This window comes from Alloalcanivorax balearicus MACL04, assembly GCF_025532145.1.
Lineage (GTDB): Bacteria > Pseudomonadota > Gammaproteobacteria > Pseudomonadales > Alcanivoracaceae > Alloalcanivorax > Alloalcanivorax balearicus.
Window position 1 is genome coordinate 1 of record NZ_ARXS01000040.1, and the last position, 16,645, is coordinate 16,645.

General features: G+C 61.0%; 16 protein-coding genes. 11 read left to right on the forward strand and 5 right to left on the reverse strand.

Annotated features, from left to right (window positions below; translation table 11 throughout):
- Window positions 1–74: 74 nt before the first annotated feature.
- From ispH to MA04_RS20600, 7 genes are all read left to right on the forward strand, one after another.
- Complete coding sequence (gene ispH, locus MA04_RS20565) at window positions 75–1,010, forward strand: 4-hydroxy-3-methylbut-2-enyl diphosphate reductase (RefSeq protein ID WP_262462611.1); 936 nt, start codon at window positions 75–77, stop codon at window positions 1,008–1,010.
- A 227-nt stretch (window positions 1,011–1,237) separates the two neighbouring features.
- A complete protein-coding gene (locus MA04_RS20570) occupies window positions 1,238–1,717 on the forward strand; it encodes a GspH/FimT family pseudopilin (protein WP_262462587.1) in 480 nt (159 codons plus the stop codon).
- A gap of 8 nt (window positions 1,718–1,725) precedes the next feature.
- A complete protein-coding gene (gene pilV / locus MA04_RS20575) occupies window positions 1,726–2,247 on the forward strand; it encodes a type IV pilus modification protein PilV (protein WP_262462588.1) in 522 nt (173 codons plus the stop codon).
- On the forward strand, window positions 2,244–3,032 hold the full coding sequence (locus tag MA04_RS20580; protein WP_262462589.1) for a PilW family protein: 789 nt from the start codon (window positions 2,244–2,246) through the stop codon (window positions 3,030–3,032). Before pilV ends, MA04_RS20580 begins: the two co-directional genes overlap by 4 nt.
- Window positions 3,033–3,034: 2 nt before the next feature.
- On the forward strand, window positions 3,035–3,583 hold the full coding sequence (locus MA04_RS20585; RefSeq protein WP_262462612.1) for a pilus assembly PilX family protein: 549 nt from the start codon (window positions 3,035–3,037) through the stop codon (window positions 3,581–3,583).
- Window positions 3,584–3,603: 20 nt separating this feature from the next.
- A complete protein-coding gene (locus MA04_RS20590) occupies window positions 3,604–6,570 on the forward strand; it encodes a PilC/PilY family type IV pilus protein (RefSeq protein WP_262462590.1) in 2,967 nt (988 codons plus the stop codon).
- The gene (locus tag MA04_RS20600; protein ID WP_316252637.1) at window positions 6,567–6,986 is read left to right on the forward strand and encodes a type IV pilin protein; all 420 of its coding nucleotides are present in this window, start codon (window positions 6,567–6,569) and stop codon (window positions 6,984–6,986) included. Before MA04_RS20590 ends, MA04_RS20600 begins: the two co-directional genes overlap by 4 nt.
- Window positions 6,987–7,016: 30 nt before the next feature.
- Here MA04_RS20600 and MA04_RS20605 read toward each other — a convergent pair whose 3' ends face one another.
- The gene (locus MA04_RS20605) at window positions 7,017–7,505 is read right to left on the reverse strand and encodes a GspH/FimT family protein (protein ID WP_262462591.1); all 489 of its coding nucleotides are present in this window, start codon (window positions 7,503–7,505) and stop codon (window positions 7,017–7,019) included.
- Between the two features lie 128 nt (window positions 7,506–7,633).
- Between MA04_RS20605 and MA04_RS20610 the strand changes: the two genes are divergently transcribed.
- A complete protein-coding gene (locus MA04_RS20610; RefSeq protein ID WP_262462593.1) occupies window positions 7,634–8,719 on the forward strand; it encodes an NAD(P)/FAD-dependent oxidoreductase in 1,086 nt (361 codons plus the stop codon).
- On the opposite strand, the gene MA04_RS20615 is transcribed toward MA04_RS20610, so the two are convergent.
- Genes MA04_RS20615 through MA04_RS20625 form a run of 3 tightly spaced genes read right to left on the reverse strand, consistent with a single transcriptional unit; the run spans window position 8,692 to window position 11,928 of the window.
- Window positions 8,692–10,062, reverse strand: coding sequence for a sigma-54-dependent transcriptional regulator (locus MA04_RS20615; RefSeq protein WP_262462595.1), 1,371 nt, complete (start codon window positions 10,060–10,062; stop codon window positions 8,692–8,694). The genes MA04_RS20610 and MA04_RS20615 overlap by 28 nt on opposite strands.
- A 2-nt stretch (window positions 10,063–10,064) precedes the next feature.
- The gene (locus tag MA04_RS20620) at window positions 10,065–11,648 is read right to left on the reverse strand and encodes an ATP-binding protein (protein WP_262462596.1); all 1,584 of its coding nucleotides are present in this window, start codon (window positions 11,646–11,648) and stop codon (window positions 10,065–10,067) included.
- A gap of 19 nt (window positions 11,649–11,667) precedes the next feature.
- Window positions 11,668–11,928, reverse strand: a complete 261-nt coding sequence (locus MA04_RS20625; RefSeq protein ID WP_022996659.1) for a PP0621 family protein — start codon at window positions 11,926–11,928, stop codon at window positions 11,668–11,670.
- Window positions 11,929–12,293: 365 nt separating this feature from the next.
- Between MA04_RS20625 and MA04_RS20630 the strand changes: the two genes are divergently transcribed.
- Complete coding sequence (locus MA04_RS20630) at window positions 12,294–13,919, forward strand: NAD+ synthase (protein ID WP_163125720.1); 1,626 nt, start codon at window positions 12,294–12,296, stop codon at window positions 13,917–13,919.
- 52 nt (window positions 13,920–13,971) lie between these two features.
- Here MA04_RS20630 and MA04_RS20635 read toward each other — a convergent pair whose 3' ends face one another.
- Window positions 13,972–14,787, reverse strand: a complete 816-nt coding sequence (locus MA04_RS20635) for an outer membrane protein assembly factor BamD (RefSeq protein ID WP_022996657.1) — start codon at window positions 14,785–14,787, stop codon at window positions 13,972–13,974.
- A 55-nt stretch (window positions 14,788–14,842) separates the two neighbouring features.
- On the opposite strand from MA04_RS20635, the gene rluD reads away from it, so the two are divergent.
- Both rluD and pgeF read left to right on the forward strand, forming a co-directional pair.
- Window positions 14,843–15,814 carry a 23S rRNA pseudouridine(1911/1915/1917) synthase RluD gene (gene rluD, locus MA04_RS20640; protein WP_022996656.1) on the forward strand — a complete coding sequence of 324 codons (972 nt, stop codon included), beginning with the start codon at window positions 14,843–14,845 and terminating at the stop codon, window positions 15,812–15,814.
- Complete coding sequence (gene pgeF / locus MA04_RS20645) at window positions 15,811–16,557, forward strand: peptidoglycan editing factor PgeF (protein WP_163125718.1); 747 nt, start codon at window positions 15,811–15,813, stop codon at window positions 16,555–16,557. Before rluD ends, pgeF begins: the two co-directional genes overlap by 4 nt.
- The last annotated feature ends 88 nt before the right edge of the window (window positions 16,558–16,645 follow it).

Genomic DNA, 16,645 nt, shown 5'->3' on the forward strand with positions numbered 1-16,645 from the left:
AGGTGTCTACTTTTTTGGGGCCGGTCCATCACCCACGCTGTTCACTGTTCACTGTTCACTATAAACTGGCCTTTATGGATATCCGTCTCGCTAATCCCCGTGGTTTCTGTGCCGGCGTCGATCGCGCCATCGCCATCGTCAACCGTGCCCTGGACGTGTTCGGGCCGCCGGTTTACGTGCGTCATGAGGTGGTGCACAACCGCTTCGTGGTGGATGGATTGCGCGACCGTGGTGCGGTTTTCGTCGAGGAATTGCATGAGGTGCCTGACGATGCCATCGTTATTTTCAGTGCCCACGGTGTCTCCCGGGTGGTGCAGGAAGAGGCCGAGCAGCGGGCTCTGAAGGTGTTCGACGCCACCTGTCCGCTGGTCACCAAAGTGCATATGGAAGTGATCCGTTATGCCCGTGAAGGGCGTGAGGCGGTGCTGATCGGCCACGCCGGCCACCCCGAGGTGGAAGGCACCATGGGACAGTACGACACCTCCAAGGGAGGGCGTATGTACTTGGTGGAAAGCGAAGACGACGTGGCCACGCTGGACGTCGCCGACCCGGACTATCTGGCGTTCGTCACCCAGACCACGCTCAGCGTGGACGACACCGCCCGTATCATCGATGCCTTGCGGACACGTTTCCCCAATATCCTCGGTCCCAAGCGCGAGGATATCTGCTACGCCACCACCAATCGCCAGGACGCGGTGCGTCAACTGGCGCTGGAGTGTGATCTGGTCCTGGTGGTGGGCTCGGTGAACAGCTCCAATTCCAATCGCCTGAAGGAACTGGCGGAGCGCTGCGGTACCGAGGCGTATCTGCTGGATGATCCGGCCATGATCGACGCCGCCTGGTTGCAGGGCAAGAAAGCCGTTGGCGTCACCGCGGGCGCCAGCGCCCCTGAGGAACTGGTGCATCAGGTGGTCAGCCGGTTGCGCGAATTGGGTGGTAAAAGCGCGGAGGAAATCCCTGGCCGCGAGGAGAACATCAGCTTCTCCATGCCCAAGGCATTGCGCGCCTGATTCCTTTTTTACCCCCGGCCATCCAGCCTTGAAAAGGTGCTTGTCGAAAGTGCACCTGAAAAATGGTTGCGCTTTTTTTGTGTGAATTTCATCACATATAGAATCCTGGTTTTCTCAAGCCCCTGAGCCGTTCGGTACAGGCAGGCGACCGCTTGTCCGAGCGTGCTTGTCGCCGGTTTTACAATCGCTAGAGTGTCGACACCGAGTTCGCTTATTTGGGGGAAGACGTGATCGGCACTCGTGGGGAAAACGGCGGTTTCACCATCATCGAATTGATGTTGGGGATCGTGGTGGCGGGCATTCTGCTGGCTATCGCCGTGCCGTCATTTCAGAACGTCATCGCCAGCAATGCGCTGCGCTCCACCACTTCGGATCTGATCACCGCACTTAATACCGCCCGTTCCCAGGCGGTGAGTTCCCGTCGTGACGTGAGGCTTAAACCGCTGGGGTCTCCGGCGAGCTGGAGTAACGGCTGGGAACTGGATTACGGCGCCGGCGCCGTGGAGGAGAACCAGACTTTTTCCGCCGGAGAAGGCGTCAGCGTCACGGAAACCAATGGTTTGACCGAACTGGTATTCGATCGCTCAGGCCGGGTGGACAACGATGCCGTCTTTGAAGTGTGTGACGATCGTGCCGGTGAGACCGGCCGTGAAATCTCCCTGGGCCGCTTCGGCGATCTTCAAAACAAACCGCTGACCTGCGGTTAGGGGGCGTCATGCACATTTCCCGAAAACGACAAAGTGGTGTCGGCATGGTGGAGATTCTGGTGGCGCTGCTGGTGCTGGCCATCGGCGTGCTCGGCTATGCCGGATTGCAGCTCAATGCCTTGAAAAGCACCGAGGACGCCAATATTCGCTCCCAGGCCACGGCGTTGGCCCGGGATACGCTGGAACGCATCATCACCAATCCGCAAGCCCGCTCCACCTACCTTCAGGAAAACAGCTGGAATACCGGTGCCGGCGCTTTGGGTGAGGCACCACCTTCCAACCCTGACTGCATGGCAAGCAGCTGCGACAGCGATCAGATGTCGGTCTGGGACCGCAATACCTTGCGCTGGCAGGCCGGCAACCTGCTGCCTGCCGGCAAAATCCGTGTGCAGCCTTGTGACAGCGGATCCACGCTGACCAGTTGCGTGGTGGTGGCCTGGGGAGATCAGGCGCTGGGGGGCTGTGTCGATGGCGGCAACATCAATACCGATGACAGCGCCAAGTGCGTGGTGATGGAGGTGACACGATGAGGCGGTTTGGCACACATCAGCAGACCGGCTTCAGCCTGGTGGAACTCATGGTGGCCATGGTGCTGGGGCTGATCATTACCGGTGCCGCGATTTCCCTGTTTTCCACCAACCAACGGACGTTCTCGCTGCAACAGAACATGGCCCGGATACAGGAACAGGGTGACCTGGCCATGCGCTTTATCAATCAGGACGTGCGTCTGGCGGGCAATATGAGTGACGACGTCGCCGCCACCTTTATTCCGGGCATCATTCTGGATGCCAGTAGTGCGGTGACCGGCGGTTCCGCCATTCCTCCCGGCGACGATGGTGGTAGCGACAGCGATCGCCTCACTCTTGCCTACCATGGCGAACAGGACTGTCAGGGGAATGGTGGGAGTGGCGTAAAGGAGATCGTCAACACCTACTGGGTGGGGGGTGACAACGGCGACGAACTCTACTGTCGTGGTAACCAGAGTGGCAGCTCCGCCGGCGTGGTGTTGTTGCGCGGAATAAAAAGCTTTCAAGTGCTCTACGGCGTGGATCAAATCACCGACGGTATTCCCTTCGCTTCTCAGTATTTGCGGGCCGACGAGGTGCTGGCTGGCGCCGACGTGGATCAAAGCCGAATCGTGGCGGTGAAGATCGGTTTGCTGATGGAAGCCGATCTGCCGGTGCTTGGCGGCGAGGATCAGGATCAGACCTTTTACATACTGGATCAGGAAGTGGACGTCAGTGCGGGCAGAACGCTGCGTCGCCAGTTCTTTTCCACCGTCGCTATCCGGAACTACCCCTGGGATGTGATCTGATGATGCCGATAACACACTATCGTTCGCAGCGTGGGGCCGCTCTTCTGGTAGCCCTGATGATTCTGGTGATCGTCTCGATCCTGGGCATTACCGCCATGAAAACCAGTATGTTCAGCAGCAAAATAGCCACCGGCACCCAAGTGGATGCAATGGCGTTTGAAGGGGCGGAATCGGCGGTGAACGAAGCCTTTACCAGTTTGTATGGCATGAGTAGCGCGCAATTACAGCCGTTCTTGACCGGCTCGGTGGGACAGCGCTGTTTGGTGGGTGGGGCGGTGACCGCGGCAACACGGGCTTGCACCAGTACGGACCGTATGGACTCAAGAGGACTGGTGCGCGCGGGATCCCGGATTCGGCAGGAGGGAATGAGGGCGGTTTCCGGAGGGCAGTTGAGTATGTCTGGCAACAATACGCTGGTGGTCGATTTCACCTTTGAGATTCTCGGTGAAGCGGAGATCGATGACTTTTCAGTGAACAACCATCACATGCTGGAAGCGTTGAAACGCGGGATGGTGTCGTCGTCCGACTTTAACGTGGACACGGACAACTAAGCACGAGCGGGGGGGGAGTCATGCTCGAGAATATTTTCAAGTCAGGCCTGTTACTGGTTGCGCTGTTGTTGGCGCCGACGCCGCTTTACGCGGACGACACGGAAATCTATTTCTCCCGCGCCGGTGTCGGCAACGATGAGAACGAACAGATCGCCAACGTACTGTTCCTGATCGATACCTCGGGAAGTATGGAGCAGGGCAGTCCGACCAAAATGTCGCAATTGAAAACCGCCTTCACCCAGGTTATCGATGGGCTGGGTGAAGGGGTTCGCGTGGGCGTTGGCAAGTTCAATGGCGGTTATGACCGCAATGGTTATGGCGGCTATGTGTTCTATCCGGTCAGCGATATGGACAGCACCGCTCGCGGCGAGGTCAAGTCCCTGGTCAATGGCCTCTCCGGCACATCGAATACCCCGACCATGGAGGCGTATTCGGAGATGGCCCGCTACATGATGGGACTGAGCCCGACTACTTATGCCGTGTATGGAGAGGCTTCCCAGGACAAGCCCCAGGTGGCGGTGAATATGCATTACCAGTGCGTGCGCTACTTCTCCAACGGCAGTTGCCGCGACTGGGACTGGGTTAGCGATGATAGCTATCAGTCACCGATGAACATAAATAACCAATGCGAAAGCAACCACATCATTGTCATGACCGACGGCGATCCGACTCAGGACAGCGACTACGATTCGGTGAGGAATATCGCGGGAGGGTATTGCAACGGTTCGTACAGTTGTCAGGAACAGCTGGCCGGGTGGCTGGCTAGCGAAAGCGGAAATACGCAGGAGCGTGCAGTAAAGACCTGGCAGGTGGCCTTTGGTGTCAGTGAGACCTCATCCCAGGTAAGGAACATGACTTCGGTGGCTGTTGCCGGTGGCACGGAAAGGGTACGTCTTGCCAATGACGCAGAAGAACTGGCCGCCGAGTTCAATGACATTCTCAATCTCATCGCGGAAGACTCCCAGACCATCACTTCGCCGGGGGTGGCGGTAAACCAGAACAATCGATTGGAACATTTGAACCAACTTTACTATGCCGTTTTCAAGCCCTCTAAAAGTTCGATCTGGCCCGGCAATCTGAAACGTTACCGCAAGGACGGCAGCGAAGTCGTGGACAAGAATGGCGCTTCCGCGGTGGACGCCAGCACCGGCTATTTCCGCGATTCGGCCTGGAGTTATTGGACCCCCACGGAAGCGGACGGCCCGGATGTCACCAAAGGCGGTGCTCGCGGCAGAAACGATCAATATCAGGACCGCAAGATCTACGTGGGCAATAACAGTGACAATGGTGGCGGCGAATGGCTCACCGAGAATCGTGTGGAAAACATGCTGCAGCCCTCCCAGCTGGGGATTCCGGACAACGACCCGGCAGCGGAATTCGACACCAAGCTGAAAGTCTACGATGCGTTGAGGCGGCTCTGGGCGGATCCCATGCATAGTGTGCCGTTGCTGGTGAACTATGAAATAGGGGCCGATGCTAATGACGTGGATGGACAGAAAAACTATCTTTTCGTATCCACCAACGGTGGCATGCTGCACGCCATCGATACTGATGATGGCCGTGAGAAATTCACTTTCATGCCGGACCGCATGCTCAAGAAGGCATACGACTTTGTCCGCTCTCCTGATTTGCGGGAAGACAATATTCGTGACCCTTACGGCATGGATGGTTCCTGGGTGGCTTATCGCACCGCCAAGGAAAATGGCGATGCCGACAAGGTGTGGATCTTCGGAGGCATGCGCCGGGGCGGAAACGCCTATTACGGTCTGGATGTGTCGTCCATGGACAGCCCGGAGTTGATGTGGCGGATCCAGGGCAAGGACGAGAGCGGAGCCAATGCCAGCAGCGGGTTCGATCGGCTGGGGCAGACTTGGTCGACGCCGACCATCACCCGGGTACGTATCGACGGTGAGGTGAAAACGGTGCTGGTGTTCGGCGGTGGCTACGATGCCGAACACCATGATACCGCTGGTCAGCGGGCGGCGAAGGACAGTGTCGGCAACGCTATCTATATGGTCGACGCGGAAACTGGTGACCTGATCTGGTCCGCCGGTGCCGACACCAATGCCGGCGTCGCCCACACAACGGTGGACAGTATGAAATGGTCGGTGCCGGGAGGCATCGCCGTGGTGGACCTGAAGAATGGCCGGTTGGATGGTCTGGCGGATCACCTCTACTTCGCCGACCTTGGCGGGCAGGTGTTCCGTGTCAATTTTGACAATAACAACGATGGCGCCGCTTCCCTGGTGAAGGGCGTGGTGCGGTTGGCCAATTTCGGTGACAGTGAGCACCGTCGGTTCTACGAAGCTCCGGCCATTGGTTATGTGCGCGACGGCTTACAGGAGACACTGTACGTGGCGGTGGGGTCCGGCTATCGGGCACATCCTCTGGATGAGGACACCGACGAGGGTTTCTTCATATTTGCTGATAGCACGTTCCAGAATACCAACCAGCCCGACGTGATTACCATGAGCGAGTTACGTAACGCTCGTAGCAGCGACCCATCCGCGTCCTCGAAGGGTTGGTATGTGACGTTCCAGCGTTCCGGTGAAAAGGTAATGTCCTCTCCGAGCATTTACCAAAACTCGGTGATGTTCACCACTTACGTTCCCACCAATGCCGACCAGGACGATGATCCCTGTGTGGTGCGTTACGGTGAGGCTTATGCCTATCGGGCGAACATGATCACCGGGGAGCCGGAATCCTTCACCAACGATGGAGACGCCTCCTGGGACGGGACCAAGCTGATTACCTCCGCGATCCCGCCGGGCGTGGTGCCGGTGATTACCGACGGGGGCGGCGGTGATGGTGACGGCGGCGGCGATGATGATGAAGATGGCAGTGGCGTGTCCTTTAACGTGGGGTTGGAGTTTATTGGCGATGACGGCATGAACTACAACCTGTTCCGCAAGCGCCGCTGGTATCCAATGGAAAAGAACGACGCCAACGCCTATTTCCCGCCTGAGCAAGGGGGGACGACACCATGAACCGAATGACTCGGAATCCCATGGCCGGCTTCACGCTGATCGAACTGATGATCGTGGTGGTGGTGGTGGCGATCCTCGCCGCCATCGCCTACCCGAGCTACACCGAGCAGGTGCGTAGTACACGCCGGGCGGAATACCAGGGCAAGCTGATGGACCTGGCGGCATCGCTGGAAACTTATCGGGCCCGCCATTTTTCTTATGAGGGCGCAACAGCCGGCGGCCTGGTTGGAGATGCCTATTACAACGTCCAGGTGGCCACCAGTAATGATCATCAGAGCTATCTGGTCACCGCCACGCCCCGCTCTGGGGCGGGTATGGCGGGGGATGGCAATCTCAAACTCAACAGTGAAGGGCAGACCTGCTGGGTGAAAGGCGGGGATTGCACTCCCAGCGCCACTTCCAGTTGGGACCGGTGAGGAGAAAACGGCGGGATCGCGGTCCGCATTCTAGAGGCAGTCGCCGCTGCTGATCGGTTCGATGCGAGCAGTGCCCATCACCGACATGACGATACGTCGCCCCTGCCCCTGGTTGCAGATCAGGAAGCTGCCGTTCTGGTAATACAGGTTGCCGCGCCGTTCATAACGCAATGCGGTGCCGCGGAAGCGGCGCCAGGTAAGGGTGGTGCCCTCGGGCAGATCAAGGCGATGGAACACGTCATCATCGGTGATGGCGGCAATGCCATTCCGGTCCCGCGCCAAAAGTAGTGAAGAGGTTGTCTGGAAGCGGTCACAGTGACTGCTGCCGTCGCATAAATAGATCGGCCCCCGCGTCAGCGCTTCGGCCCGGGCATAGTGGATCAGACCCAGAACCTGGTTGCTGGCCGATACCACCCGATGCCGGGGCAGCCAGTCTTTTTGCCAGTGAACGCCGGCGCTCAACAGAAGCGCCAGCAGCGTCAGTGTGATCAGTAGCTCCACCAGTGTGAATCCGCGCACGTCCTTGTCCCTCCCGTGGCCGTCCTGGCCTTTGATGTGTGGCAACAAGAGACCAGTTTACCGTCCCGGCAAGGTGGCCTTTGTGCTACTGTTGCTCTTCTTTCTGTAGTCCATATTCCCTGATTGCTATGGCTGATTTGCTCGTCGTCGGCGGCGGTATCGTCGGATTGTTAAGTGCTTTGGAATTCACCGACCGGGGTTGCCGGGTCACCGTCATCGATGCGCCGGCCCGCTTTCCGCCGGCCTCCTGGGCTGGCGGCGGGATCCTGTCGCCGTTGTACGCCTGGCGCTATCCCGACGCCATGAATCTGCTGACGGTGGACGCGCCGGAGCGCTATCGCAACCTGATCACGCGGCTGCGCGGACGGGCCGGGCTGGTGGACGAGGACCTCAACGAAAGCGGCCTGTGGGTGGCGGTGGAAACGGAGCAGGAGCGTGCCGACGCTATGGCCTGGGCGCGCCGCTGGCGGCTTCCCTGCTCGGCGGAGCGCTTGTCCCAGCGGATGCCGGAAGCCACCGATCGGAATGGGGTGTGGTTTCCATCCCTGGGTAATTTACGTAACCCCCGTATTCTCAAGGCGTTACGTGCCTGGTTGTTGGCCCGTGGTGCGGGCTTCGAAGCAACGCCGGCGGTATCGGTGCTGCCACGTGCCGGAGGCGGGGCGTCAGTGGCGTTGGCTGATGGTCGGGAATGTCAGGCCAGTCGGGTGCTGATCAGTGCCGGCATGTGGAGTCCGCGATTGCTGAGTCCGCTCGGATTGGACTTGCCGCTGTTTCCTTCCAAGGGAGAGATGCTGCTCTATCAGTTGGCGCCGGGGCGGGTACCGACCGTGTTGCTGACCGAGCAGGGGTATCTGATTCCCCGTGCCGACGGCGCCGTGCTGGCGGGCTCAACACTGAAGGACGGTGATGACAGCCAGTATCCCACGGTGCCGGGGCGCTGGGCGCTGGAGAAAATGGCGGCCTCGCTGTTGCCGGCTCTGGCCGGTGAACGGCCGGTAAGTCATTGGGCGGGCGTGCGCCCCGGCTGTGCCCGGGACTGGCCGTATCTGGGGGAAGTGCCCGGTGTGCCGGGGGTCTACGCCGCGCTGGGACACTATCGCAATGGTCTGGTGTCGGCGCCGGCTAGCGCCGCGCTGTTGGCGGCACTGATGAGTGGCGAGCGCCCCCATCTGGATCCGGCGCTTTACGCGCTGCCTTCCTCCTCTTCCTGATCCAGCGCCAGTTTCTTCAAGCGGTAACGCAGCGAGCGAAACGTCATACCCAGCTTCTTGGCGGCGGCGGTGCGATTCCAGTGGGTGGCATCCAGCGCTTTGAGAATTTCCTGCCGCTCGATGTCCTGTAGATAATCTTCCAGTGGCAACGCCGGATCACGGCTGCCGCCCTGGCTGGGCGCTTCGCTGCTTGCCTGGCTGGGCAGCCGCAGATGCGCCGGTTCGATAACGTTGCCATCACACAGGGTCATGGCCCGCTCCAGTACATTTTCCAGCTCTCGCACGTTGCCGGGAAACGGATACTCGCGCAGTGCCGCCAGAGTGCCGTCATTGAGTGTGGGCGGTGTGGTGTCCCAGGCGATGCCGAGCCGGGAGAGGATGTGCTCAACCAGCGCCGGAACGTCGTCCAGGCGCTCGCGCAGCGGCGGTACGTGCGCCTCGATGACATTCAGCCGGTAGTAAAGGTCCTGACGGAAGCGGCCTGCCTGCATCTCCTCGCTGAGATCCTTGTGGGTGGCGCAGAGAATGCGCAGGTTGACGTTGAACTCCCGTGACTCGCCCACCGGCCGAACGGTCTTTTCCTGAATCGCACGCAGCAGCTTGACCTGCATGTGCAGCGGCAGATCCGCTACTTCATCAAGAAACAGAGTGCCTCCGTCCGCTTCCCGGAACAGGCCTTTGCGGTCTTCCACGGCACCGGTGAAACTGCCTTTGCGGTGACCGAAAAATTCACTTTCCATCAGTTCGGAGGGGATGGCGCCGCAGTTCACCGCAACGAAAGGGTGATCGCCGCGAGGCCCCAGTGTGTGAATCAGACGCGCCACTTTTTCCTTGCCGCTACCGGATTCGCCGCTGATGTAGATCGGCGCCTGGCTGCGTGCCAGCTTGCGGATTTGCCGTCGCAAATGCTGCATGGCCGGCGACTGGCCAATCAGACCATCGTCTTCGCCACTGTTGGCGGCGCCATGGCGGCTGATGCCGAGGCCGTCCTGAATCAACTGCCGCAGCCGGTCCAGCGAGACGGGTTTGGCGATGAAGTCGTAGGCCCCCAGTTTCATCGCTTCGGTGGCGGTCTCCATATTGCCGAATGCGGTGAGTACCGCGATGGGCATGTCCGGCGCCTTCTCCGCCGCGTAGCGGATCAGCTGCAAACCGGAGCCGTCGCCGAGGTTCATATCGGTCAGGCACAGATGATAGGCGTCGCGATCCAGCAGCCGCTGGGCGGCGGCCAGGGAGTCCGCGGCCGTTGCTTCCAGTTTCATCCGCCCCAGGGTGATGACCAGAAGTTCTCTCAGGTCCGCCTCGTCGTCCACAACCAAAACACGCGGAATTATGTCATTCATCGTTATTGGAACTGTCTATCCGGATGTGCGCAGGTAATCATGAAACAAGCGCCCCGATCAGCCGGTTCATGGCTGAGACTGGCTTGATTGGCCTGGCACAGTTGCTGGCACACGAACAGACCGAGACCGTTTCCTTTGGCGTGCGTGGTGAAGAACGGCTCGAACAAATGCCGTGCCTGTTCCTCGCCGATGCCTGGGCCGTCATCGCTGACCGCGATCCAGGGTAATCGGGTTTTTGAGTGCACTCCGTGGGTCACGCGTACCCGGACCTGTTCCCCCCCATGTCGAAAAGCATTGCCGATCAGATTATCGAGAATCTGAATCAGCTGGCCGCGATCAAAACGCAGCTCGGTATCGGTGGCCAAGTCCATTTGCAGGCGCGTCTTGCGGTTTTCATGGCAAGTCGCGGCAATCTCCGCGAGAACGTCCTTGAGGACCAGTCTCTGTGCCTGGCCCCGTGGTCGCCGTGACAAGTCCAACACATCGGAGATGATGCCGTCCACCCGTTGTACGTGGGTACGCACCATATCGAGCAGGCGGCGGTCGCTGTCATCGCCGGCATCCTCGCGCAGTAACTCGGTGGCGTGATTGATCGCGCTCAACGGATTGCGGATCTCGTGGGCCAGGGTGGCGGACAGACGCCCCAGGGAAGCCAGGTTCAGCTGTTGCGCCTCCTGAGCGATGCGCGCGGTGTCCTCGAGAAACACCAGGGTTAACTGCTCGTGGCTGGTATCCAGGGGGGCGAAGCGCGCGGACAGCTCCGGCGACTGCTTCGAGGCGCGCAATGGTGGCGGCAGAATGTGGGGCGCCTGGCGCCAGGCCTGGTGGCGTTGCTGCAACGGCTCCGGCAGCGGCTGGCCGCTCATGGCCATGGCGAACGCATTATCCGCCGAAGGGTTGGACTGCAGAATGCGCCCGTGGCGGTCGAATACCAGAATCCCGGTGCGCATGCGCCGGACGATTTGCTCATTCAGGGCTTCCAGCCGATCCAATGCCACCTGCTGGTCGGCGGCGATGCTCTCACTGCGCTCCAGCCGCGTGGCGATCTGCTGAATGATCACCGAGACCATGAAAAAGGCGATGCCGAGCAGGCCGGACTCGGTCAGCGAAAACGGATCCCGCTCACCGGATTGAGTGGCGAAATAGAATTGCTCGTACATGACTGTCAGGGTGGCCAGGGCGGCGATCAGAAAACCCATGCGGCCGCGCAGCAGAATATTGCCCGCCGCCACGGTGATCAGTAGCAGTACCGCCAGTCCTCCTTCGAGGCCGCCGTTGGCGTGCACCACCAGCCCCAGGGCGATCACGTCGACGATCAAGGCGAAGGGCTGCGCCCAATGGGGGCGCGGCAGGTGCTCGCTGTATTCAAGTACCGTGGAGATCAGAATCAGGGCCAGATAGGCCATCATGGTGAATTCGAACAGCAGAGGGAGGTGCTGTCCGAGGGAAGGCTGCTGGTGGGTGTAATGGAGAATCAACAACACCGAGGCGATGGCAATGCGGTAGACATTGTAAATGCGTACCGGAGTCCAGCGCTGTCCGGGCGGTGGCCAGGGAAGGCCGGCCTGATCGTGAGGCGTGGTCATGATGTGCGCCGTTTCCAGGTCAGTCGTCGCTTTCCTGGTGTTCCAGGTATTCGCGGCGGTGTTCGCGGGAGCAGAAATCCAGCGATTGATGGCGGAAGGCTTCGGTTTCCGGTACATGCACCCCGCACAGATGGCATTTGACCATGCGCTCACTGTCGATGGTGCGGGAGGAGCGGCGCGGATCGCGTCCCCGGGCGGCATGATTGGCGGAGACCCCTTTGACCACCCGCCAGATCACGTAAATCAGCGCGGCCAGTATCACCAGCTTGATCAGCCCCATTCCTGTCTCCCCGTAAATCACTCACCGGCTTGTTGTTCCGGTAAACCTTTGCCTGACTCTGGCCCGAATTCCCGTGCTTTCGGACGTGCGTTGGAACTTGTTTCGCGTTTCCATACCCTTGAGTGTCGCCGAACACGTGACCAGGTGCTGAAAGCCGCTACCCTGGATACCCGGAGAGGGCCGGATACAGTAAGGAAAAGAACTCCGGTGCGGTGGCGTGGAAACTTTAAACAGGCCTTGAGCAGGCTCTTATGTAACCCGGCCGGCTACAGAGTACAATCAGCGCAGCCGAGAGGAAAGAGATCGGCCCAAGGCGGCGGGCAGGGTGGCCGCCAGGGCCCGGACATGATGAAGGCATGCTTCCTATGCGAATAGTGATGGCCCAGCGCAATCCGCTGGTGGGCGATATCGAAGGCAATGCGCGGGCGGTGATCGATGCCGCCCGTGAGGCCCGTACCCTGTTGGGGGCGGAACTGGTGGTCTTTCCGGAACTGATGCTGACCGGTTACCCACCGGAGGATCTGTTACTGAGGCCCAGCCTCAACCGGCGTATCGACGACGCTCTGGCCACTATCGGTGTCGCCGTGGAGGTGCCCGTGATCGTCGGCTACCCGGCGGTACGCAACGGTGTGCGCCGCAACGCCGCCGGTGTGCTTTATCCTGGTGACGAGGGGCCGCGCCACGAGTACTTCAAGCAATGTTTGCCCAATTACCGGGTGTTTGACGAGAAGCGTTACTTTCAGCCCGGTAACAGCGCCGTGGTGTTCGAGTTCCAGGGGCTGCAACTGGGTATCACCATTTGCGAGGACATCTGGTACGCCGGGCCGGCCGCCGCTGCCGCGGAAGCTGGCGCCGATGCCATTATCAATCTGAATGCCTCGCCGTTCCGTGCCAGCAAACCGGAGGAACGCTTCGAGCAGGTGGCTGCCCGTGCCCGGGAAACCGGACTGCCGGTGCTCTATTGCAACATGGTGGGCGGGCAGGATGAACTGGTCTTCGATGGCGCGTCCTTTGCCGTGGACGGAGCCGGCCATCTGTGCCTGCAGGGCGCCAGTTTCGAGGAAGGCCTGGTGCCGGTGGATCTGAGCGGTGAAGGCGCCGTGCTGGCGATCAGAGGCGAAGTACTGCCGGTGCCGGCGGGTGAGGAGAGCATGTATCGGGCGCTGGTACTGGCGGTGCGCGATTACGTCAACAAGAACGGTTTCAAAGGAGCCCTGCTGGGGCTGTCCGGCGGCATCGACTCCGCTCTGACACTGGCGGTGGCGGTGGATGCCCTGGGTCCGGAGCGGGTGGAAGCGGTGATGATGCCGTTCCGCTATACCTCCGCCATGAGCATTGAGGACGCCGAGAAGCAGGCCCGGGCGTTGCGGGTGAAATACCGGGTACTGCCGATCGAGCCGGCCTTCAATGGTTTCATGGAAATCCTGGCGGAACCGTTTGCCGGGCTTGATACCGACACCACCGAGGAAAATCTCCAGGCCCGCTGTCGCGGCGTGCTGTTGATGGCGCTCTCCAACAAGGGCGGCTCCGTCGTGCTCACCACCGGTAACAAGAGCGAAATGGCGGTGGGCTACGCCACTCTCTATGGCGATATGGCCGGTGGCTTCTCGGTGCTCAAGGACGTCTTCAAGACCTGGGTGTTCCGCGTCGCCCGCTGGCGTAACCAGAAGGCCGGCACCGAGATCATTCCGCAGCGGGTGATCGACCGGCCGCCGTCCGCGGAATTGGCTCCGGATCAGGTGGATTCAGACTCGCTGCCCGACTACGACGAGCTGGACGCCATTCTGGAGCGCTATGTGGAACAGGATATGAGCGCTGAAGCGGTGATCCGTGCCGGTTTCGACCGGGACGTGGTGTATCGGGTGGTGCGCCTGACCGACCGCAATGAATACAAGCGCCGCCAATCGGCGGTGGGGCCGAGAGTCAGCCGCAGGGCTTTTGGCAAGGACCGGCGCTACCCGATTACCAATGGCTGGCGGCCGGGGGACTGAGAAGGGTATCAAAGCCGCCGCGGGGTTCTCCTGCAGCGGCCTCGTCGTCCGCTTACAGCAAATCGAAGGTCAGCAGGCTGAGGATGCCGTTGTCCTTGTCCGGCCACCAGGACAGGGTGACCCGGTCGTCGTCCATATAGTCGGAATCCGGCCAGTTCTGCGCCAGTACCCGGCGGCTCTTGTCGGCCAGTTCCGGCTGATTGATGCGCTCGTAGCCCTTGGCCATGATCGCCAGCGCTTCCGGTACCGAAGGCGTGCCCTGATAGTGGCGTACCACGTATTGAGCCCGGTTGATGGCGGCGATATAGGCGCCGCGCCGGGCATAATAGCGGGCGGCATGCAGTTCCTGGGCGGCGAACTGGTTGCGGATGAACACCATGCGTGAACGCGCGTCGGGGGCGTAGTCGCTGTCCGGGAAGCGGTTCACCAGACGCTCGAAGTCCTCGAAGGCATTACGGGCCGCGCTCAGGTCACGGGATGACTTGTCGGTGCTCATGATGTTATCGAACAGGCCGCGCTCCAGGTAATAGTTGGACAGCCCGTGCATGTAGAGAGCGTAGTCCAGGCTCGGGTGAGCCGGGTAGGAGCGGATGAAGCGCTGGGCGGCGACCACCGCGGCCGGGTAATCCTGGGACATGAACTGGGCGTAGATCAGGTCCAACTGCGCCTGTTCGGCATAGGTGCCGTAAGGGAAGCGGGCCTCCAGTTCCTTCAGGCTGTCGATGGCGGTCAGGTAATTTTTCGCTTCCAGCGACTCCCGCGCCTGCTTATATTGCTCGACCTCGGTGCGCTCCGGGCTCTCGACGGGCTTGCTGGAACAGGCGCTCACCATCACGGCGATAATCAGGGGCCAAAACAGACGTGGCATTTTTTCCTCGGTTCGACGCGCTACAATGGAGCGCTATTTAATCACAGGTTGCGATATGGGACATCTCGGCGGGGAGAAAATTCAACGCACCGAGCAGGTGAGCGTGGATCACGCCGGCGCCCGCTTGGATCAGGTGGCGGCGGAACTGTTCGAGGGATTCTCCCGCTCGCGGCTGCAAACCTGGATCAAGCAAGGCGCTCTGACCGTCAATGGCCGCAAGGCGCGCCCCAAGGACAAGCTGGTGGGCGGCGAGAGCCTGACCCTGGAGGCGGAGCTGGCGCCGGAGCTGGAGGATCAGCCCGAGGCGATCAGCTTGCCGGTGGTGTATGAGGATGAGGATCTGATCGTCATCAACAAGCCGGCGGGACTGGTGGTGCATCCGGCGGCGGGTCATGCTGATGGAACCTTGCTCAACGGATTGCTCCATTTGGATGAACGCCTCTCAAGTCTGCCCCGGGCCGGCATCGTTCACCGCCTGGATCGGGATACCACCGGTCTGATGGTGGTGGCCCGCTCCCTGGAGGCGCATAGCGGGCTGGTGGCGCAACTGCAGGACAAGAGTCTGCATCGCGAGTACGAAGCCATCGCTGTCGGGGTGATGACCGGCGGCGGCACCGTGGATGCGCCCATAGGCCGTCATCCGGTGGACCGTAAACGCCAGGCGGTGGTGGCTCAGGGGGGCAAGCCGGCGGTGACGCACTTCCGTGTGATGGACCGCTACCGGGCTCACACACGGATCCAGGTCCGCCTGGAAACCGGACGGACTCATCAGATTCGCGTTCACATGGCCCACCGCCACTATCCGTTGGTGGGAGATCCGTTGTACGGTGGTCGCCTGAAGTTTCCCGCTGGCGCCACCGAGGCCTTACGCGAGGCGTTGCGACGGTTCCCCCGGCAGGCCCTGCATGCCCGCCGCCTCGGCCTGGTGCACCCGGTTAGCGGCGAGTATCTGGAATTCGAAACGCCGCTGCCGGAAGACCTGCAGACTCTGATTCGGGTCCTCGAGGAGGACCGGGAGGCGCAATGACGCTGCCGGATGTCAGTCAGTGGCTCTGGCCGGAATGGCACCCGCACCCGCGGGTGCGGTCGGTGGTCACCACCCGTTTGGGGCGTCATTCGCCCCCTCCGTGGGCCGGCTTCAATCTCGGCGCCAACTGCGGTGACGAACCCTCCCGGGTGGAAACCGCCCGCCGCCATGTGCACCGGCTGCTGCAAGTGGATCATCCTCCGGCCTGGCTGCAACAGATCCACAGTGACCGGGTCATTCGCGCCGGCGAACGGGACAACCGCGCCGACGGGGTCTGGACCAACGAGAGCGGCTGGCCTTGTGTGGTGCTCACCGCGGATTGTCTGCCGGTATTACTGGCGCGCCAGGACGGCAGCGCGGTGGCCTCGGTGCACGCTGGCTGGCGCGGGCTGCATGCGGGGATTGTGCAAAGGGCGGTGTCGATCCTGGCACCGGAAGGGGAGGCACTGTCCGCCTGGATGGGGCCGGCAATTTCCGGTCGCGTCTATCAGGTGGGGGAAGAGGTGCGCCGTGCCTTCATGGAATCCTCGGAACTGTTCGAGCCCGCTTTCACGCGTGACGCCACTCCCGGGCATTGGCGTTTCTCGCTGACCCACGCCGCCACCCTGGTGTTGCATCAGGCCGGTGTGGAAGATGTGTCCGGAGGGGAGCATTGCACCGCCGGCGATCTCACCCACTTCTATTCCTACCGCAAGGAAGGCCAGACCGGCCGCTTCGCTTCTCTGATTTGGCTTGAGCCCTGATCGGGGCCAGGCCCACCATCTCCCTTTTTCTTAATCTGGATCAATATTGGCGGTTTTTCCGGGATGGGCTGCTTGAATTCCAGGGCGT